Annotated in this window: 25 protein-coding genes; 8 read left to right on the top strand and 17 right to left on the bottom strand. The window is 37.7% G+C overall.

The window, feature by feature from the left end; genetic code table 11:
* Window positions 1-2: 2 nt before the first annotated feature.
* From A0O34_RS21590 to A0O34_RS21575, 4 genes are all read left to right on the top strand, one after another.
* Window positions 3-1,385, top strand: coding sequence for a RagB/SusD family nutrient uptake outer membrane protein (locus A0O34_RS21590; protein ID WP_066759264.1), 1,383 nt, complete (start codon window positions 3-5; stop codon window positions 1,383-1,385).
* Window position 1,386: 1 nt separating this feature from the next.
* Window positions 1,387-2,889: a TlpA family protein disulfide reductase gene (locus A0O34_RS21585; protein WP_066759262.1), complete on the top strand. Its 1,503-nt coding sequence runs from the start codon at window positions 1,387-1,389 to the stop codon at window positions 2,887-2,889.
* 132 nt (window positions 2,890-3,021) lie between these two features.
* Window positions 3,022-3,228: a hypothetical protein gene (locus A0O34_RS21580; RefSeq protein ID WP_066759258.1), complete on the top strand. Its 207-nt coding sequence runs from the start codon at window positions 3,022-3,024 to the stop codon at window positions 3,226-3,228.
* Entirely contained in the window at window positions 3,225-4,655 is a 1,431-nt protein-coding gene (locus A0O34_RS21575; RefSeq protein WP_335617694.1) for a transposase, read from the top strand. Before A0O34_RS21580 ends, A0O34_RS21575 begins: the two co-directional genes overlap by 4 nt.
* Before the next feature lie 65 nt (window positions 4,656-4,720).
* Here the strand turns inward: A0O34_RS21575 and A0O34_RS21570 are convergent, their stop codons facing one another.
* The 3 genes from A0O34_RS21570 to A0O34_RS21560 all read right to left on the bottom strand — a co-directional run bounded on the left by A0O34_RS21570 (window position 4,721) and on the right by A0O34_RS21560 (window position 5,827).
* Window positions 4,721-4,987 carry a DUF6520 family protein gene (locus A0O34_RS21570; RefSeq protein WP_066759256.1) on the bottom strand — a complete coding sequence of 89 codons (267 nt, stop codon included), beginning with the start codon at window positions 4,985-4,987 and terminating at the stop codon, window positions 4,721-4,723.
* Between the two features lie 86 nt (window positions 4,988-5,073).
* Window positions 5,074-5,514: a MauE/DoxX family redox-associated membrane protein gene (locus A0O34_RS22860; protein WP_066759254.1), complete on the bottom strand. Its 441-nt coding sequence runs from the start codon at window positions 5,512-5,514 to the stop codon at window positions 5,074-5,076.
* A gap of 55 nt (window positions 5,515-5,569) precedes the next feature.
* Window positions 5,570-5,827: a hypothetical protein gene (locus A0O34_RS21560; protein WP_157886097.1), complete on the bottom strand. Its 258-nt coding sequence runs from the start codon at window positions 5,825-5,827 to the stop codon at window positions 5,570-5,572.
* 396 nt (window positions 5,828-6,223) lie between these two features.
* Between A0O34_RS21560 and A0O34_RS21555 the strand changes: the two genes are divergently transcribed.
* Window positions 6,224-7,810: an AraC family transcriptional regulator gene (locus tag A0O34_RS21555; RefSeq protein ID WP_157886096.1), complete on the top strand. Its 1,587-nt coding sequence runs from the start codon at window positions 6,224-6,226 to the stop codon at window positions 7,808-7,810.
* A gap of 22 nt (window positions 7,811-7,832) precedes the next feature.
* On the opposite strand, the gene A0O34_RS21550 is transcribed toward A0O34_RS21555, so the two are convergent.
* Window positions 7,833-8,606 carry a DUF2971 domain-containing protein gene (locus A0O34_RS21550; protein WP_066759248.1) on the bottom strand — a complete coding sequence of 258 codons (774 nt, stop codon included), beginning with the start codon at window positions 8,604-8,606 and terminating at the stop codon, window positions 7,833-7,835.
* Window positions 8,607-8,652: 46 nt separating this feature from the next.
* Window positions 8,653-9,885 carry a phospholipase D family protein gene (locus A0O34_RS21545; RefSeq protein ID WP_157886095.1) on the bottom strand — a complete coding sequence of 411 codons (1,233 nt, stop codon included), beginning with the start codon at window positions 9,883-9,885 and terminating at the stop codon, window positions 8,653-8,655.
* Window positions 9,886-10,072: 187 nt separating this feature from the next.
* Between A0O34_RS21545 and A0O34_RS21540 the strand changes: the two genes are divergently transcribed.
* Both A0O34_RS21540 and A0O34_RS21535 read left to right on the top strand, forming a co-directional pair.
* Window positions 10,073-10,261, top strand: a complete 189-nt coding sequence (locus tag A0O34_RS21540; RefSeq protein WP_066759244.1) for a hypothetical protein — start codon at window positions 10,073-10,075, stop codon at window positions 10,259-10,261.
* A gap of 171 nt (window positions 10,262-10,432) precedes the next feature.
* On the top strand, window positions 10,433-11,395 hold the full coding sequence (locus tag A0O34_RS21535; RefSeq protein WP_066759241.1) for a PDDEXK nuclease domain-containing protein: 963 nt from the start codon (window positions 10,433-10,435) through the stop codon (window positions 11,393-11,395).
* A 270-nt stretch (window positions 11,396-11,665) separates the two neighbouring features.
* Here the strand turns inward: A0O34_RS21535 and A0O34_RS21530 are convergent, their stop codons facing one another.
* From A0O34_RS21530 to A0O34_RS21475, 12 genes are read right to left on the bottom strand one after another with little or no spacing between them, the layout of a single operon-like run.
* A complete protein-coding gene (locus A0O34_RS21530) occupies window positions 11,666-12,466 on the bottom strand; it encodes a PRTRC system ThiF family protein (RefSeq protein ID WP_066759239.1) in 801 nt (266 codons plus the stop codon).
* Window positions 12,463-13,188 (bottom strand): PRTRC system protein B, encoded by a 726-nt coding sequence (locus tag A0O34_RS21525; protein ID WP_066759237.1) that lies wholly within the window; start codon window positions 13,186-13,188, stop codon window positions 12,463-12,465. The genes A0O34_RS21530 and A0O34_RS21525 overlap by 4 nt, the downstream gene beginning before the upstream one ends.
* Complete coding sequence (locus tag A0O34_RS21520; protein WP_066759231.1) at window positions 13,172-14,362, bottom strand: hypothetical protein; 1,191 nt, start codon at window positions 14,360-14,362, stop codon at window positions 13,172-13,174. Before A0O34_RS21520 ends, A0O34_RS21525 begins: the two co-directional genes overlap by 17 nt.
* Window positions 14,363-14,372: 10 nt before the next feature.
* Complete coding sequence (locus tag A0O34_RS21515) at window positions 14,373-14,591, bottom strand: PRTRC system protein C (protein WP_066759230.1); 219 nt, start codon at window positions 14,589-14,591, stop codon at window positions 14,373-14,375.
* 30 nt (window positions 14,592-14,621) lie between these two features.
* A complete protein-coding gene (locus A0O34_RS21510; RefSeq protein ID WP_066759228.1) occupies window positions 14,622-15,143 on the bottom strand; it encodes a PRTRC system protein E in 522 nt (173 codons plus the stop codon).
* Window positions 15,130-15,498 (bottom strand): hypothetical protein, encoded by a 369-nt coding sequence (locus A0O34_RS21505; protein ID WP_157886094.1) that lies wholly within the window; start codon window positions 15,496-15,498, stop codon window positions 15,130-15,132. Before A0O34_RS21505 ends, A0O34_RS21510 begins: the two co-directional genes overlap by 14 nt.
* A gap of 32 nt (window positions 15,499-15,530) precedes the next feature.
* Window positions 15,531-15,746, bottom strand: coding sequence for a hypothetical protein (locus A0O34_RS21500; RefSeq protein ID WP_066759224.1), 216 nt, complete (start codon window positions 15,744-15,746; stop codon window positions 15,531-15,533).
* On the bottom strand, window positions 15,743-15,928 hold the full coding sequence (locus tag A0O34_RS21495) for a 3-isopropylmalate dehydratase (RefSeq protein WP_066759222.1): 186 nt from the start codon (window positions 15,926-15,928) through the stop codon (window positions 15,743-15,745). Before A0O34_RS21495 ends, A0O34_RS21500 begins: the two co-directional genes overlap by 4 nt.
* Window positions 15,919-16,341, bottom strand: a complete 423-nt coding sequence (locus tag A0O34_RS21490; RefSeq protein WP_066759904.1) for a hypothetical protein — start codon at window positions 16,339-16,341, stop codon at window positions 15,919-15,921. The genes A0O34_RS21495 and A0O34_RS21490 overlap by 10 nt, the downstream gene beginning before the upstream one ends.
* A 16-nt stretch (window positions 16,342-16,357) precedes the next feature.
* Window positions 16,358-16,606 carry a hypothetical protein gene (locus A0O34_RS21485; protein WP_066759220.1) on the bottom strand — a complete coding sequence of 83 codons (249 nt, stop codon included), beginning with the start codon at window positions 16,604-16,606 and terminating at the stop codon, window positions 16,358-16,360.
* A 48-nt stretch (window positions 16,607-16,654) separates the two neighbouring features.
* The gene (locus A0O34_RS21480; protein WP_066759218.1) at window positions 16,655-17,728 is read right to left on the bottom strand and encodes a DUF932 domain-containing protein; all 1,074 of its coding nucleotides are present in this window, start codon (window positions 17,726-17,728) and stop codon (window positions 16,655-16,657) included.
* A gap of 45 nt (window positions 17,729-17,773) precedes the next feature.
* Window positions 17,774-18,166: a single-stranded DNA-binding protein gene (locus A0O34_RS21475; protein ID WP_066759216.1), complete on the bottom strand. Its 393-nt coding sequence runs from the start codon at window positions 18,164-18,166 to the stop codon at window positions 17,774-17,776.
* Window positions 18,167-18,735: 569 nt separating this feature from the next.
* Here A0O34_RS21475 and A0O34_RS21470 point away from each other — a divergent pair.
* Window positions 18,736-19,101: a hypothetical protein gene (locus A0O34_RS21470; protein WP_066759902.1), complete on the top strand. Its 366-nt coding sequence runs from the start codon at window positions 18,736-18,738 to the stop codon at window positions 19,099-19,101.
* The last annotated feature ends 2 nt before the right edge of the window (window positions 19,102-19,103 follow it).

Below are 19,103 nucleotides of genomic sequence, written 5' to 3'. Positions count from 1 at the left end.
TTATGAAAATAAGATTTATTATTATACTAATTGCCCTTAGTATAGTGGCATGTAAGAAACAGGATCAATGGCTTGATTTTAAATCAAGCAAGTCTGATGTTGTTCCATCAACTCTTGAAGATTATCAAGCGATCCTTGACAACAACTCAATTATGAATGAGAACTACCCTGCGATGGGGATGGTGGCAGCAGATAATTATTACCTAACACCAGCTGTCTGGAAGGCTTTAACAGATATTCCTCGAAAAAATGCTTACATATGGCTTTCCGATATTAATGAAGGATCTGTCACTGCTTTAAGCCCTGATTGGGACAACCCCTATAAAATGATAGAATATGCAAATATCGCATTGTCTGGTTTACAGAAGATGGAGGTTTCGAGCGAAAATAATGCGGTTTACAATAATATCAAGGGTAGTTCTTTGTTTTTTAGGGCATTAGCATTTTACAATTTGGCGCAAATATACGCGCCTCCCTATAATGCAAATACTGCCTCTATTGATAAAGGAATAATTATTCGTTTGACAGATAATGTGGGTGAAAAGTCCGTGAGATCTAGTATTCAGGCAACTTATAATCAGATTCTAAGTGATTTATTGGCGGCGCAGGATTTATTACCAGTTACACCATTATACAAAACACGGCCGTCAAAAACCGCTGTTGCCGCACTTTTATCTAAAACATATCTATTGATGGGGGATTATAATCATGCAAAGACCTACTCTGACCAGGCATTAAGCCAAAATAATAATCTTCTTGATTTCAATACCCTCAACACCCTACCGACCTATTCATTTCCAACTTTTACGGGGAATAATCCAGAGATTATTTTTTATGCTGTTAGCCAAAGTTATAGTCCGGTGAATGCTGCCCGTCTATTAATGGTGCCATCTTTTTATAATTCGTACAATGTGAACGACCTAAGAAAAGCCATGTTTTTCCGTAGCAATAGTGGGGGTTTCTTTTTTACAGGTAAATATACTGGTGGAAGTGGCTTTTTTAGCGGATTGGCGTCGAATGAATTATATCTTATACGTTCAGAATGTAATGCTCGATTAGGAAATATGACTGCTGCACTTGCAGATTTGAATTTGCTGTTACAAATGCGATGGAATAAGAATGTGACTTATATACCTTACAATAATTCAAATTCAGATCTGGTTCTAACTAAGATTTTAGATGAAAGAAGAAAAGAACTCCCATTTACTTCAAATACTCGATGGGAAGATTTAAGAAGGCTTAATACAGATCCGCGATTTGCGATTACTTTGACCAGAAGTATTGACAATGTAATCTATTCTTTATTGCCAAATGATTCACGTTACACTTTTCTAATACCACAAATCGAAATTTTGAAAAGTGGTATCGAACAAAATATAAGATAATATGAAAAAGTTTTTTTTAACGGTAAGCGTAATATTTTTTTTTCTCACTGCATATTCTCAAAAGTCAACAGATATTTTGATTGAGGTTTCGTATAGCAGCCTGCAGAAGGATACCATAACCATGTTGTATCAGAATAATGCATGGGCTGCAACCCCTATCAGAAACAAAGAATTAGCCGATCCAACAGCTAATAATCATTTTAGCATTCAATCCGATTCTATTGGTAAATTCATTTATTTTTCATTGCAGAAGAAAGATGATAGTTATCTCTTGGTAAATTATATTGCAGAACCCGGTGATAGTGTGAAAATTTTCGTCAATCGCGATGGACTCATCTTTCGTGGTAAAGGCTCAGCTAAGTATCAATGTCGATATGATATGGATAAAATAGCCAGAGCTTTTCCATTCTTTAATTCACCGCGAAGCTATCATACAGAAAATAAAGATGTTGTTTTAGATTCACTTTACTCGTCATTTTATCCTGTCAGCGCTAGTAATAGCATTAAGCATGTAGAAGGAGCTAAAAACTGCAGTAATTTTGTGCTTGAAGCCTATCGAGATCAAATATCTTCACTATCATATTATGTTTTGAAAGCTGATTTGTATGGGAAAAGCGAAAAGCAAATTTTAAGTTCGATAAATTCTTCGTACAATGTATTTGGTAGTGATGTTACTTTAAAAGAAAAGAGAAGGATTCAAAACACTCTGGTTTCTATTTATTTAAAAAAAGATAAGCAATCTTTTAATGAAATTCCTGATTCACTTTTAGCGTACTCTGCAGGATTTTTGGATTTTAAAACCTATCAATTGGGAAGATCAGAAGCTAATTTTTCTGGTGCAATATCGCCATTGCCAAATCCCGATAAAATTTACTCTGGAGTTGAGGAGATATATGAAAATTACGAGGGTATATTAAGAGATAGATTGGTTACCCACTATCTGTTAAAATCGCATAAACGTTTAAAAAATGGGTCTGCGGAAATGGCTACAGCACTTAAATTTGTTAATGATTTGGAATGTATTTCGCTTTTAGGTTCTCTAAACAATTCGACCAAGCCCGGGAGTCAAGCTTATAATTTTTCGTTGTCTGATATTACTGGAAAAATTAGAACAATGGATGGGTTTAAGGGAAAAGTAGTGTTACTTGATTTTTGGTTTACGGGTTGTACCGGATGCAAGGTTCTAGCTCAAAGAATGAAACCAATTATAGGGAGCTATAAAAACAACAAAAATTTGGTATTCATCAGTATCAGCGTTGATAAGGATACGGTGCTATGGAAAGAGAGCGTTAGCAAAGAAATATATACAAATAAGGGTAGCATCGATCTTTTTACAGAGGGTTTGGGAACAAACAACCCGGTAGTAAAACACTACGGTGTAACTTATTATCCTACTCTTATTTTATTTGATAAAAAAGGAAGAGTGGTCACCACTTCTGTACCTAGTCCAGAAAATCAAAAAAGTAAAGAAGCCTTATTATCCTTGATTGATAAACAATTATAAAATATTGGTTTGACCATAAGGTCAAACCAATATCTTGAGTTTGGCTATTTACTAGTCAAGAAAAAAAAGTAGCCGTATATTTGGTTTTACGGTTATTTTTTTTGATTTTTACATCTAGTTATACAACTAGATATGGGATATCCAACCAAAGTACAGGTTATAAAAAGAAAGACAAGCGAGCAGTGGTATGTTAATTTCCCCTCAGCTGTCGCCCAGGCAATCGAGTTCAAGCAGGGCGAGGTTGTGGAGTGGATTATCGATGACAACCAGCGACTGATCCTTCAGAGAAGTGATGAGTCCGTTGAGGACCTTAAAAAAAAACTCCCCAAGAAACCCTGATCGGATGCTTCAGATCGATTTTCGAAGGCTGCCTGCCAGCCTTCAAGCAGTCCAGAACCTTTGATCGCGCAAGGTCATTGGCCTTGGGTGTGTTGGGATGCCTTGGCCGGTGTACCATTACCGGCATGCTCTCGGCCAATGGTAGCCAGTTCAAGGACTGGTCTGCGGCATACAGACTGTTCAAGGACGACAGGATGAACCTTGATGGGATCTTCGGGGCTGTAAGAAGACGTGTACAGAAACTCAATCTTTCCAGTGAGGATACGAACATCTATGGCCATATGGACGATACCCTGTTTCGTAAAAAGGGAAGAAATGTATTTGGGACCTCTTGGCTAAGGGATCCATTGGGGCCACCTTTTGCAAACAATTTCGTCTGGGGCCAAAGATTTATACAGGTTTCGCTCTCCTTGCTGGAGAATGGATCCTCTGGTCCTTCAAAAGCTATACCTGTCGACCTTGTCCATTGCCCCGCCACCAGGAAGCCCGGTAAGACTGCCTCACAGGCAGAAATTGATATCTTCAAAGAAACCCAGAAAAAAGCCAAGCTTAGTGAGATCGGTGCCCAGCGCATTGTTAAGTTAAGGACCGATCTGGACAGCGACGGACACGCGGAAAGAAAACTTGTCATAAGCGTGGACGGAAGCTATACCAATGAAACAGTGATAAGAAAGCTCCCGGATAATGTTGATATGATAGGCAGGATCAGAAAAGATTGTAAGCTTTATGCACTTCCCTGTGAACAGCCCCAGGGATCTGGCAGAAAAAAGTATTATGGAGAGGAACTTCCCACCCCGGAAATGATTCGCCAGGACCAGCAGTACCCATATATGGCGGTGAGGGCTTGGGCAGCAGGAAAAATCAGGTCATTTGATGTCAAAGTGGTTAGAAACGTAAGATGGAGGAAATCTGGACCGAAAAACCTGATGCTTGTCATAGTAAGACCGGTCGGCTACAGGCTCACAAAAAAATCAAAGCTACTTTACAGGAACCCAGCCTATCTGATATGCACCAATCCAGAAATGGAAATAAGCATGCTGTTGCAGGCCTATATAAGAAGGTGGGAAATAGAGGTTGGTTTTCGGGACCAGAAAACTTTGATCGGCTGTGGCCAGGCCCAGGTTAGGTTAAAAGGTGTTGTGGAAAAAGTACCCGCGTTTATTTCAGCCTGCTATGGGATGATGCTATTGGCAGCGCACGAAACCAACCTGGCCGAAAAGATTTCTCTGCCTGGAACAAAATGGTATAAGAATGCGTTGAGGACAAGAACAACAACAGGCGATATACTAAACAGATTCAGAGCAGAAAAATGGCTGGAAAGTATCAGAATCAATTTTTCCGACTTCGTGAACATAGAGAAAAAAATGGCAAAGTTGGAAAAATTAGCCAATCCTATCCTGTCTTCACTTTTTTACATGAGAAATTAGCCAAACTCAAGATATTGGTTTGACCATAAGGTCAAACCAATATTCAATTGCATATATACAAGCTATTATGGCTCATATCTTGCGTTAATTGTATGGGCAGAAAAATTTGCAGGATTTTGAAACTGATCAGGATATTGTTCTGTAGTTGCAGAACCTATTTTTGTATAGTCACAAACTTCGCTAGGCTCTAACTCACAAGTACCGCCATCTTTCAGTTCCCAAGTATCTCCGTCTTTAACATACTCTCCTGCTACAGTTTTGCTGCTAGCAGTAAATGCACTCCCTACAGCGAACAATACAGCTGTAGCTAATAATAATTTAAAATTTTTCATGATAAAATAATTTTAGTTTGGTTGCCTACTCTAGGAAAAGGTTTTCGGCTACCCCTTCTGAATTTCTGGCCAGAAATTTTTCATGGTTATTGTATGTTATAATTCAATTGTGTTTTTTTAGTCCTTTGGTATTTTATAGCCATAAATGTTATAACTACAAAGAATGAATTAAAAACTAAGTGCTGCGGCCAGCTTAAATGTTTTATTACCCCTCCGCAACTGCAGGGTACATATTCAAAAACATGAAAAAGCACGAGGGCTGTGTAAATAGTGAACATCGACATTAATACCAAGGATGCATACAAACCTATAATCCTGGTTTTCTCAAACATAAGTGTACCCACAATCGCAATTTCAGATAACGGAACCGCCCATTTCAAAAAAGGTGTGAAACTGTTTGGAAATGGCTGATTATTCAGGTCATAAGTGAAGGTTTTAAAATCCACTAACTTACTTATTCCGGTATACAGGAACAAAACAACCAGTAATAGTACTACGATTTCAACGATGAGTATTTTGTTTCGCATGATTTTATTTTTGATAATTAGTTCTTTCGCGCAGCACAATATCCTACGGATAAAGTTATTCCCTATTTCTCCATTGATCACGATCTTTAGGTGGAGGATCGGTTATTGTAGTGTCGTCATCGAAATCTTTTGACCCATTAAAAGCTCCCGGAATAGAGGCAGTGTTTATGGTATCGTTGCCTCTCTGTATTTCCGTATCAGATTTGCTGACTTGGGTTTGTAGATCGGCATCTTGTGCTTCGTCTTGTTGCCTACAGGAATGCATGGTTATCATTCCTGCAATGATTAAAACTGATGAGATAATCGTTTTCATTGTTTGATTAGTTTTGAGATTATCCCGGCCGGTTTGATTAGAATTCTGAGATCGAAGGTATAAGTGTTTTTATTGGTAAAAAACTGTTGTTTGTGCTTATTGATAAATAAGTACGTACTTATTTATCAATAAGCACGGCTCGGAAACCCTTGTAACCCGCACTCATCTTGTGTTTGTTGAAAATTTTGTAAATACAGGTTGCCTGACTCCCAATTGGGTGAATTTTCATAATTTTGATAAGCAAACTTAACCATGGCCATGAATATAAGATCCCGTCTTTGTATTCTAATCTTAGCAATATTTTTATGTGAACCTCTTTTTGCACAGAAAGAGGATACTACGGATTATTACCGGATAAAATTGAATTATGAAAACGGGCTGGAAAATGATTCCAGTATGCTACCATTAGTGGGAAAATATATTCAGAAGGCAAGAATCGAAAAAAATTACCCCCAGCTTGTGGAAGGATATAAAGATGGATTATTATATTCTGTTTCGCCTGATGATAAACTAAAATATGCCGACAGCGCAATTTGGGCCGCAAAATTGACAAGAGATGATTATCTGATCGGAAGAGCTTATACAAGCAAAGGCATCGTGTATTATTTTAATTTAAAAAAATACAAACTGGCGTTGAATGAATTCCTGATTGCGTACAAATATTCTCAGAAAAGTAACGATCCCTACTATAAAAACAAGGTGTACTATCTTCTTGGTGTCGTTAAAAGTTATATTGGTAACTATGATGAGGCGCTAGTATTATTAAAACAGACTAAAACTTTCTTTGAAGAAGAATCAAAGAAAGATATACATCCCAATCTGCGGTATGGAAATAAACGTGGATATTACAACAGTCTGCATCAGATGGCTGTATGCTACCGCAATTTAGGTAATCAAAAATCAGCAGACTCCCTGACAAACATCGGACTTTCCCTAACGTCATCAAATAAGGACTATCAACAGGAGTACGGTTATTTTTTAAAAGAAAAGGGTATTGGCCAGTTTTACAAAAGAGATTACCATAATTCCATAAAATCTCTGGAAAGCTCCATAACCTCAATATCGGGTGTTAATGATTTTGCATGGACGAGCGTCTGCTATTCCTATATTGGAAAATCATATCTCGAGCTAGGTAATATGGATAATGCAATGCCCTTTTTTCAGAAAGTAGATTCAGTGTTTCAGAAACATCATTTCATATTACCTGAGCTTAGAAATAACTACGAGGTATTAATCGATCATTATAAAGAAAAAGGGGATATTAAAAAAGAGCTTTATTATACCAAACAACTTATAAAAGCTGATGAGATTATTCGTCGTGACTTTGGATACCTTTTTTCCAAGATTCATAGAGAATATGATACCAATACTTTGCTTGATGGAAAAACTCGGTTAGAAAGAAGAATTTCACAAATCGTCTGGATAGTTTGGACTTTGGCAACTATCGCCGCCGCACTGATGATAGCTTTATTCTTCAAACATAGGAGTGAAAAGAAAATCCGTAAGCAGTACAGGCTTTTAGAGCAGAAGATCCTCAGTAAAGATGAGCTGATCGCACGTGAAGGACAGACAAAGGGAAAGGAGAATTATAAGCTGGACATTGAGCAAAAAATCGTGGATGATATTCTGCTGAGGTTAAGGGACTTTGAGGATAGTTCTGGTTTTATTGAAAGTGGTCTTACATTAAATAAACTCGCCGCTAGGTTCGTCACTAACCATAGCTATCTCTCACAGGTGATCAATGATTATAAAGGGATGAATTTTAACAGATATCTCAGCGAACTACGAATTGCCTTTATCACTGACAAACTTTATAAAGAAAGAAAATACCTTCATTATAAGATAGAAACTTTGGCGGAAGAATGTGGAATGGCTTCCAGAACTAATTTTTCAAACTTATTCCAAGAGATCAACGGGATTCGTCCGACGGATTTTATTAAACAGCGTCTCCAAGATACCGATCAGAAAAGCATAGAAGAGTAGTGCATAATCCTACAGCAATAGGCTATTCCCAAAAAGCCCTCATATATCCTGTACCCTCTTTGTGTTCGCTAAAGCTCACTTCGTAACTCTTACCCATGGTTATTCCATAGTACACTTTAATATCAGAATTTTGGCAAACCTCCAGAATTCTCTTTACGATATCACTTGGTGTCCTTGAACCAATGTAAATGGCTTTGATGTATTTTCTTTCAATTTGTATAAAATCCGTATTGTTATTACTTCGCAAAATCACACGACGTTCTTTTTCATAATTCCATTCGGATTGTTTAGTAAACATTATTTTTTCTGCTATAATATTTAGTTTATCTAAACCCATTACTGAGGGTGGTGTATCAGCGTAAATTATATTTCCAATTCCAACGAACCCGTCCAGTGTTCTGAAAAACTCAAATAGCTCAGGATGATATTCTATACAAATTCCTGTATGGTTGGCTGTGTAGTGCGACCACATCAGATTGCTGTTATTACCTTCTGTGAAGGAACATAAGGTGATCGACTGTCCTATTTCATTTCTTATTTGCTGTTCAGCATACCAACTGTAACCATCATGTTTTATAGCGTGTTTTTGCCAAGACAAAAAATCTTCTTCTGTGTCTGATGGGTGATTCTTAAAATATTGTTTGCGGTGTTCCTGTGCAGTAGGATCAATAACCAAATTGAACTTTAATTCGTATGGATCATTAAGATTGAATGCGGAAGAAAACTTGATGCTTGCAAGAGATCCTGCGAGGTTTTCTATAAGATCTGCACATGGTACTGAGTAAAATTTGAACACGTTGTATTATTTTAGAGGTTAATTATTTATTTTATAGATTATATAACTATAAGACCAATTTATGTTTTATAAGTTCATAGGTTGGCAATAATAGTTCAAAATTTGTGATCACAGTGTCTGCAATGTTCTGCGTGGACAGTCTGGGATCATCGGGCGCAAGGTCAATACCTATAATGAAATACTGGTTGAAATCAGCACTTAATAAAAATTCTGTTAACGCCTGTTCATTTTCAAATTCTTCAACAAATTTCGGCTGGTTGTTAAGTTCGATGAAATAGCCATATGGCAAATTGCTTATCACATTAAAAAAGGTTTCTCTGTAAACCTTGTCTGTCCTTAATTTTTGTTTCAAATTATCTCTGTCGATCTGACTGCCTTTATCTTTTCCTATCCTGTTCCATATTCCTACATTGTCCTTGTGGATAATGACCTGCAGACGCATATATCCAAGTGGCGTTTCTTTTGGCCCATAGGCTTTAATTTCTTTTTTGTCCCGACCATAATGTAGCCAAATTGCCTGAAGATCATTTGCAGTGTATTCACCATGTATTGCCGATGAAACAATGTCATTAGAAGTATAATGTTCTGCGAGCTTCCATTTTTTTGCTTTTATTTTTGGTAATACCTTGTCATGTAGCCTATACAATTGATTCCTTACTTTCTGTCTTTCTTCATTAGATTGAGGTGACCTGTCAAACGGTTTTCGTCCTTCAAATGCTTGAAAATGTTCTTTCTTGAAAAATTGGTTGGTAAAATCTATCTTTTCGAGATTTATGGGGGTAATCTCCTCAGAAAAAAGAATTTGAAGCTCTTGTTGGTCATTCTTTATTCTTTCCTTGCGGTTTTTAAACAAAACTTCGTAAGACAGTAAAAAGTCTTCTGTAATGATCCGGGCATTTTTATTCGTAGCATTATACCATTCCAGTGACTTTTCGCAGAAGTTCCTTTCGTCTATTTTAGCACCTATCTCGATATTTTTATCTAACCCGCCATCGGTACAATTACCCGAACCTACAAAGACATGGAGTTTTCCTCCAGTTTTAACGATGTAGATTTTTGGATGGAAAAATTTGCCTGGTTTATGGTAGATCCTGCTTTCGACTAGCCCATTCCCATCTAAGTTCATGAGCTGTCTTAGAACGGTTGGTGAAGTTGGCAGCTCTATTCCAACCAAATAATTTTGTTTAGCAGATGGATTAACGTTTTTCTGGATAAAATTAAAACCAGCATCGGATATCATGGCAACTGCTATCCAAATTTCTTCGCAGTCCGTCAACAATATTTTAAGTTCGTTGGAAAGTCTTAGTTTCAGTTCTGTCATACTATATAGATTGTTTCATTGAATAGGTCGTTTTCTGCCAAATTGTAATTTACGATCGGAAGTTATGAAAACTATCTGTTCATCTATTACGTGTTTTTACGGAAATCCGTAATCATCACGTCTTTCTCCTAAGTATATTTTGGAAATGAAGGTGGAAGAAAAAATAATAAAACTTACCGATAGAGATTTAGATGATTTGTACAAGGCCTTTGTTATAGCAATGAAGGAACTTGACCGTTATGAGAAGGTTGCTGACAGGATACTTTCAAACAGGTTAGAGGTTCTGCTTAAAAAAATTGAAAGGCAGTCTCATTTGCATTCTGCCAAGATCTAAGAGTTACGTTAATGAATTTTAAAAATTAAGATCAATAACTTCTGACAATTGGAAACTTTAATATAGTATAGCAACAAATCAAACCAGGGGGAAAATTTTATGATGTGGAAAGTGTAATCAACTGTTTCCCCTTTATAATTTTAGTAAATTAGTTTCGCCAAATATTTAACAATGAGTACAACTAATCCGTTCCCTCTTTTAGAAAATATAGAGAGTATTATTGCCAAAACACAGCAATATACTGGACGAAATGGTAAGCGTGCCATGATTGCAGCTTATTTTCAGATCGGTAAAATGATTGTTGAAGATGAACAGCAAGGTTATGCTGAAGAAACAATTTTGTTGTTAAGTGAAGAGTTGAGCAAGGAATTTGGTACGAGCTATTCTATGTCCAATCTGGAATATATGAGAAGCTTTTATATCAATTACCAGCACCGAATTCCTCGACCAGTGATTGGGGTTTTGGAAACGCGATTTAGTTTAAGCTGGACACATTATGTTCAACTTTTAAAAATGAAAAATGAGGATGAGCGTAACTTTTACGAAACGGAAGCGATACAGAATAAATGGTCGGTACGGGAACTACAGCGACAATATAATTGTGCCCTATTTGAGCGTTTGATATTAAGCAGGAATAGAGATGCAGTCAAAGAACTTGCAGCCAATGGTCAGCTCGTAGATCATATGCTGGACTTTTTCGGAATAAAAGAGGATAATAAATATTCGGAAAATAATGGTAAAAGTGTTATAATAAATAATCTGGAAAATTTTATGCTGGAGCTTGGCAAAGGTTTTTTGTTCGAAGGGAGACAGCGCAGGTTTACCTTTGAAGGGGGTAGTTTTGTTGTAGATCTTGTATTTTACAACAGGTTGCTGAAATGTTTTGTACTGTCAAACGTAATGATTGGTAAATTTACCCAACAGGACATTGGTCAAATGCAGATGTATGTAAATTATTATGACCGAAAAATTAAAATATCGGATGAAAATCCGACCATAGGTATTATTCTTTCTAAGGACGCAAATCGTACCGTTGTAGAATTTATTTTACCGGAAAATAATAAAAAAATATTTGCCAAAGAATATAAAGCAGTTTTACCAACCAAAGAAGAACTTACAAAACAATTCGAATAATTATATCCAAAAGCTATCCATTTGTAATATGCGGCGTTCTTTTGCTTCTTTTCTTTGGCCGCTTATGCGGAAAGAAAAGAAGTCCATCTAAATATAATCAGGGATATTTGGAATATCCCACGCAAAAAAACCGCAACTGTATTCGGCAATTTTGGGGAATCTGGCAAGAAAAATTGATGAATGGTGTTGCATCGATTTTCCGCGCAAAGACGTCCACGAACAACGTGAGTGCTTGTCTTTGCGCCGCCCGAATTTTCGGGCTTGGCATTATCAGACTTTTATAGGTTGTGAGCGAAAATCTTTTAGGTTAAGAAAAAAGCCCCTGTTTTCGGTCATTCCATTGCGGAATAAGTTCCAAAGTAAAGAGCAACCCATCTGAGCCAATACAGAATTAATATACAAATCCTGTTTTTCCAATGCTTCGGCTAAAGAACAGCTAGGTGTGTTGTCTTCTGATTCCGATTGTTTTAGTAAATCTCCAAATTCTTCGGTAACAAATGGCAGTTGTGCGACTGTTTCGTATTTCTCAGATTGGGGCTGTTTTAAGTTTCCTATGGTGGAGAGGATTGCCTGACCTGTAAATTTAGCATTTCCAAAATCGAGCCAATACTTAGGCGTGTTTCGATATGACAAGCTATTATGAATACCCCTTAAAATTTCGGCCAATTCAAAACGTGCGTTTACCGTGTCTACGCAGGAAATGTAAATGTTTGCCTGTGTATTTTCGGGTGCTTTTCCCAATTCATTTTTTTGAAATTTTACGGTTTCTGCTTTCCAATTTGTTCCTGACCACCGGTTCGCCCTGTTAATCAGGGCAACCGATTTATACAGTCCTACCTCACTTTCTGCAAATCGTTGTCTGCCTAAATTGGCTTCGGTGATGATGTCATCATCCCATAGTCTAACCGACAAACCTGCGTGTCCCAAGTCAATTAAACTGTGGTTCATTTCAAGCAGGGCAGTCAGCACCTTTGAGCCTGTACCGCCTGCGCCAATAAGGTTTACTTCAATGGGATTGGTTGGATTGATTAAATAATCGTCCGTAAAGTGGATTCTTGTTTTTGGTATCATCGCAGTACATTTTTAAGGGTTCTGTTGGTTTTTACTAATTTTTCTTTTGGGAAAGGTTTATCCGTATTGATTAACTTTTTAAAAAGACTGACCAGATTTCCTTTTATCGGGTTATGACTAAGCATTAAATGACTGAAATAAGAGTTGAAAAAATAATTTTCCCAAGCGGTTGTAAATTCTTCTAATGATGCGGTTTTCTTTATGCTAATGTCAACGGTTCCCATACACACCGCACCATTATCATTGACGTTAAAAAATGGGGCATGATAGAGTGGCGTTTTTTCTGTTGGTCTATTGCACGTATTCATGGCATAGACCGAAATTTTGTTTCGATTAGCAACCCAAAGCAGGGGAGGGATATTTGCCTTTCCATTGGGAATACCTAAATTTTCTATAAAAAGCAGATTTCTTGATTGTGCTTTGCTGTACCATATTACCATACCATCATGGGCGGGGTTAACCTGTAAAATATGACTGCCCATAATTCCCTCTGATTTTAAAAAAGGCTTTTTTTTGTCAGCTTCTATTTTTAGGGATTTAGCTAAGGCGTTTGCTTCTCTATGGGTTAATGGATGGGCGTTAATTAAGTTGCCGTTTTGATCCATATCGAAAGATTCTACGTAGCAATCAGGATTTGTCGTTAATGTCTGATAGAAAACCAACGCCGATTTAGGATGATAAAGTGTCCCGAAATTTTCTGTAAGGTCAGTTAATGTGTCCATTTTTTTCTTTTTTATAAGTGTTAAGCAGATAAATTAATTCATCCAATACATTGAACAAACGATTTTCAAAATTCAGATTGTTGCCCGATAACGGGCTTCCGTCAAAACGTTTGGAAATTTGGGGCTCCTGCACATCGCCATATTCATTAAACTCGTTGTTGATACATTCTGAAAGGCTTTCAGACAGCCAACCGTCACTATCAGCCCAAAAGGAAATGTATTTCTCCATTGGTATACATTCCTGCTCGTATGCATCATAATCATTATTATCATCGTGAAGCGGTTTGGCATTTCTAAAAATGCTTTCAGCAGGGTATTGGGTATAAAGTTCAAAGGCTTCTTTTGCCATTTTCAGGCACTCGGTATCAAATTCGTCTAGGGCTTTAAAATGGGTTAAACGCTTTTCAAAGACTGTCAAGGTTTTGCGGTTATAGATTTTTTGTTCCACAAGGTCGCCAATGCATTCTGCGTGTTTGAGTTCGTCTTTGCAGTTTTGATCGTCTACGTCCACTTCATCCTGTTCAATCCAATCGCTCATCATTTCATATTGCCAATACAGGTATGAATCTTCCTGTCTGAAATATGGAACATCTACAATATGGTATAAGTAACTGCAAACAGAAAGGAGTAACTGTGCCGTTTTGTTTCTTCTTTTATCTTTTAGCATTGAAAAAAGTGGGATTACAGGGATATAGTATAAGGTTAATCCCACGTTACATGATTCCTTTGTCATCAGAAAAGTTTTCTTTTTTTCTTTTATTAGCTGTACATTCTCCAGATGATTAACTTTGTTTTTTAATTTGGTTTTAGCATCCCAAAGGGAAAGTGCTATATTATAAGGATATGATAAGTGCTTGGTTTCAAGTATCTCAATCCCATAGTGCTTTGCCAGATTGGAAAGGGACTTATAGAAATCCCTTTCCAATTTACCTGCTTCCTGACCAGCTTGTAGGGAATTATCTGTTTTCAGTTTAGGCAGAAAAGTTGTTTTTAAAAAACCATTGGAAGCATGGCTATCGGTACAGATTGGCGTTTGTCTTTTCGGATTTCCTGCGCATCCCTTGTCCGTTCCATCCATTTTGAAAACTCGCAGAGTTGCCTGTTCAACTGCTGTTGCCGTTTTTCTTCGGGTGTTTTTATTGTTCCCGATATGATAGGTTGTTGCATGGTTCATTTTTTTAATTTTAACCTTTAGTGCCAATCACGCTTTCAAACTGATATTGCACTTTATCATCCTTAATTTTAGGTGCTGATATTTTAGCAGTAGTTAAAATGGGGTAGGTGTTGGCATAGAAATTCAAAACACTTTCAACGCTCCATTTTGGTTCAGGGTCGTTCAGGGTAATTTCCTGTTCTTTTTCTTTGAATACAAATACTCTGTCGAGTTGTGTGGCTAGTAACATAATAATAGGTTTTTGAGTTAAGTAATTGTTTTACTCCCCAAATAAGCTTGGGGCAAGAAATTTTTCGAGTTCCGACATTCTTTTGCGGATGGCTTCGTTGTGCTGAGGAAAGTCTGTGATTTTTGGCAGTGCCGTCCACGCTTCCTTGTATTTCTTTTCTTTTTCAAGGTCAGTTGATTTTGACATAGCTTCCTGAAATTTTTTATCTTTTCCCTCTTTTTCTTTTTTCTCCTTATCGGTTTTTTCCTTTTCCATAGCTGAGTGTTTTTTGGCTTCTTCCATTTGTTTCATAAAGGATTCCATGTTGACTATTAGTCCCGAAGCGGTTTCGAGTGGTGAGGTAATGGTTCCAAAAAAATCCTCGTCCAATTCCTGTGCTGTTCCCCTTAGTGTACAGGGAACAATTATGTGCTTGGCATTGTCGCCACAGCTTTCGTTTTGAAGCAATACCGATACTATCCAATTGCTTTCTGCGCCCTGTTTGATGGTGATTTGTAAATCACCTGTGATATTCATTTGGGCTATCTGATTGAAAAAATTAGTCGATTCCATAGTTAAATTTTATTTTTTTGTTAATCATCTGCTGAATTTCTTCTTCGTCATGTCCGATTGCACGGAGGCGTTTTTCGTAGCTTGCCATATTTTCGGCATATTCTGCTCTCCCTTCTTCTCCTCGGAGGATAAGGAGATGGGTATTCCAATCTGGAAAAGCATTTTTTACTATTCTATTGAGCTTTTCAGCGTATTGCTTTTCTTCCTTTTGGTCTGCTTTGGGAAAGCCAATTTTTGCATATTTTGCCAGTACGCTCCAAAAATGTCTTGAAGTACATTTGTCGGCTTTTCGGTGGGCTTTTACATATTCATTAAAAAGCCAGTTTGCAAATGCGTTATTTTTTTCGTTTTCCATTTCAGTAAGTTTTAGGGTGTTCGAATTCATTTTTATTGATTTTTTAATAATGGTTTCTTGTTGTTACCATTATAATTGACCTTATATCCGTTCGATTGGATAATGCCCTCCAAAAGATTTCTAGCCTTACAGGAATCCGTGTCATCATTTTTGGTCATGTTCAAAAAATGAAGTCTTTCAAAGTCTTTGACCATTCGGGCAATGATGGATAGTGCCCTGTATTCTGTTTTGTCTGCTAATTTGCTCATGCCCGTATTTTTGATTTTAGCGTTACTAACTTTTCGTATAAATCTTTCCAATATTGCTGTCGCTCTTTATCACTTGGGACGGGTGGGTTATGGTGTAAATCTTTTAAGTTCTTTGCCTGTTTAATGGCTTCTTTAAGGTCTGTGACCTCGATTTCGAAGCCGTTCAAATCTGTTATTTGCATGCCTGTTGATTTAATTTGTGGTTGTCTGAATTTAGCTTTGCTTCACTGAAAAGGAAATGTATTCCCTGTTTAAGCTTGTGATTACACTCTGCTGTTGTTGCATATTCTACAAGGCAATGAATGGTGAATAGCGCATTGTAACTATCAAATAACTGGTCGGCAAACCATCGGTGGTTTTTGTGCAGTCTGCTACCGTATTGTTTTATAGCCTTTTCGACATCCTGCACAAGACTGTACCAAAAATCGGCTGTTATTAGAGTACCTGTCCAACTGTTTCTGATTGGCTGTTCATCGCTTAGAAAACGTTGTATTTCCTGCTCAATAAATCCGGTTATGTTGGGTAATTCTTCGGGCAATAAGTCAGCAAAGAATTTTCCTTTTTCAACGTTGTTCATTCTTTCTAGAGGTTTCATTTTTTTGTTTTTTAGGTTAGAGGTAGCGTTTAAGTTTTTCAGCATCAGACCGATTTATAGGATCTAAGGGTTTCCAATGTTGAGCCATTTCACACAGGATAGCATGATATATAATCTTGGCTGTCCTGTAACTTTCTTCCTCCTCATTTTCATAATCCAAAACCCCGCTTTCAACCGCCCTATTGAACAATAGCCCGATTTCGGAATTTGGCGGATTAATGGTCAAAAGTCCTAGAAACTGTTCTTTCAATTGTTCAGTGGTCATAATGATTATTTTTAAAAGGCTACCACCTTAGCGGTAGCCCGTTGTTACTTAATTAAGACAGAATATTTCTGCACCATCGACTGCAAAAGCTGTACACAGCTCAAATGCTTTTTGTGCTTTTCCCTGCGCTGTACCGCCCATGACAATGGATTGTACTTTGGCTTCGCTGTCCTTATAACTGCGTACATTCTGATAGTAGCCTGTCACGGCATTGTAGGCTCCAAACAAAGTTCCTTTTGTGGTTTCCATTTGCTGGGTGTCGGACAGCATAGCGTAGGCGAAGGCATCTTCGACGGTGTTTTTGAAAACCGTGGAGATTTCGTCTTCATTTCCCTTTTGCAGATGCTCCAATGTTTCTTTGTTGGGACATAATGCGAGTTGGATAAGGCGTTTTACTTCCTTGTCGTTGACACGGACTTTTGCCCATTGGTTAAAAATTCCCTCTAACTCGATACTGATTCTATTGGCAAGTCCCATTACTTTGTGAGCATCTTCCAACCGTTGTTTTGCCCCTGCGGTATGTTTGATACGCACGACATTTGACATACTGCGCAGGGAAGCATTAAGGGTATTCTGACAGACGATTCTGATAGGGGTAAATGCGGCTGTGATACTTCCGCTACCATCATGAGAGGTGGTTAAAAAGATATATTTCTCGGTCACGTCATCCCCGTTGCCAACGCGGATATAGTCGGGCAGTTTGGCGGTTATAAAAATACGTTCCCCATTGCCCAATGCTCCTGCTGTCTCGTAGAGAATCCCGTCACCACCGCCTACAATGGCATCAAAGAAAGAAAATGCTTCACTGTTCTGCACGATATGATAATCTTTGCCCACTACCCCCAATGCGGTGTTAGTGTCGGTGCGGAGAGTTGCAAAATTATTTGGAAGAAGGATATTATCAGGTTCAATAATTTCACCCTCGTTTCCAATGCTCATTGCCCTGCCCTGTGTGAAAAGGGGTGCTTTGATGACTTCGTAGTCTAGCCCTGCGTGTTTGATGGCCTCTTCACTTGTGGGATAATCTTCGACAATCTGCCCAAGCCCGTGCCATGCTTTTTCTTTAACACTAAAAAATGAATACTTTCCAGTATGGTCGTTGAAATTTAAATTGTGTGCCATAATGTAATATTTTAAATGATTATTGTTGAATTGATTTAGTGCCCGTTAGAACGGTAGGTCATCATCCTCACCTTTGTTTGTAGCCTTGCCGTCTTTTGCCTTTGGGGAAGCATCGGCGGGTTTTGAATCCTTGCCACCTCCATAGAATTTTATATTCGAGGTATGAAAATTGAGCCCTGCGTGTGCTTCGCCATCTTTTCCTAACCACGACCTTACCGATACCCTGCCCGAAAGCTCCACCAATGTGCCTTTGGAAAGGAATTTTGCAACTTTGGCACTTAGCCAGTATGCGCAGTCGAAGTAAGTCGTTTGCTCTACGCGTTCGCCCTGCTTGTTTTTGTAGCTGTCGTTTGTAGCCACTGAAAAGTTAACTACCTGTTTGTCATTTGACACTGTGCGTACCTGCGCATCCTGTGTCAGTCTTCCGATAATGTTCATGATTTCTGTATTTTGGTTTTTTGAATTTCGAGTTGATTTTTTTTCTGATTTATTCGGTAATGAGAGGAGGTGCTGTTTCGTTTCACTCTGTTACCATTTCCAATGTTTGTATTTTTCATTTCTGACATTTTTTTTATTCGTCTAAAGAGCCAGAGTATGCTTTGTTTCGTTTCACGAGCAAAACAGGTTAGTGTTTAGGAGGTGCAAGTTTTTGGGAAATAAATACGACCCGCATGGGTGGAGATTTTTTGCCAAATCCTTTAGGAGTCAACTTTCACCTGCGTTAAGAACACGGATATACCTTTGCTCTTGAAATGGAACAAAAACAGCATATCCGTTCTTTCTATTAAAAAAAATTAAGGGGAAGCAATGAAAATGAACATTAAGGAAATGGTCAAAAATGTGGTCGGAATCAGTACATCCTTGAGTACTGAATTCTAAAGGGTTTTATATGTTTTTTTGCGAATTGGGAAGGTCTAAAAATGATATTTAATTGCATTTTATTAATTTTTGTAGAGGTCGGTATTGTAAAAAACATTATTTTTAGAAAAACTAAAACGCTCTTAACTATGAAACTACAATTGACGCAAATTGTCGATAGAGGCACGCACAATTCTGAAAAGGTATTAATAGATGTTGTAGAAGATGCAAATCTTGAATATTATATCATCCGTGACACAACTTTCACTAACGGTAGGATTTCCAATAAATGGGTTCATGTATATGAGTTTCTAAACCAGCCTGTAAAGAAGGGTGATAAGGTGGTGCTTCACACGAAAATCGGAAATACTATCAAAAAAGAATTAGGAAATGGAAACACAGAGTACACGTATTTTTGGAACTTAGGCAATAGTGTGTGGAATAATGATGGCGACGCTGCTCTTCTTTATGAGCTTAATACCTGGCAAATATTATCGGTAAATAACACGAAATAGTT

It is taken from the genome of Chryseobacterium glaciei (genome assembly GCF_001648155.1).
In the GTDB taxonomy this organism is placed as follows: Bacteria; Bacteroidota; Bacteroidia; order Flavobacteriales; family Weeksellaceae; genus Chryseobacterium; species Chryseobacterium glaciei.
The sequence above is the reverse complement of the archived record's forward strand: the minus strand, read 5'-3'. Positions and strand labels throughout refer to the sequence as shown.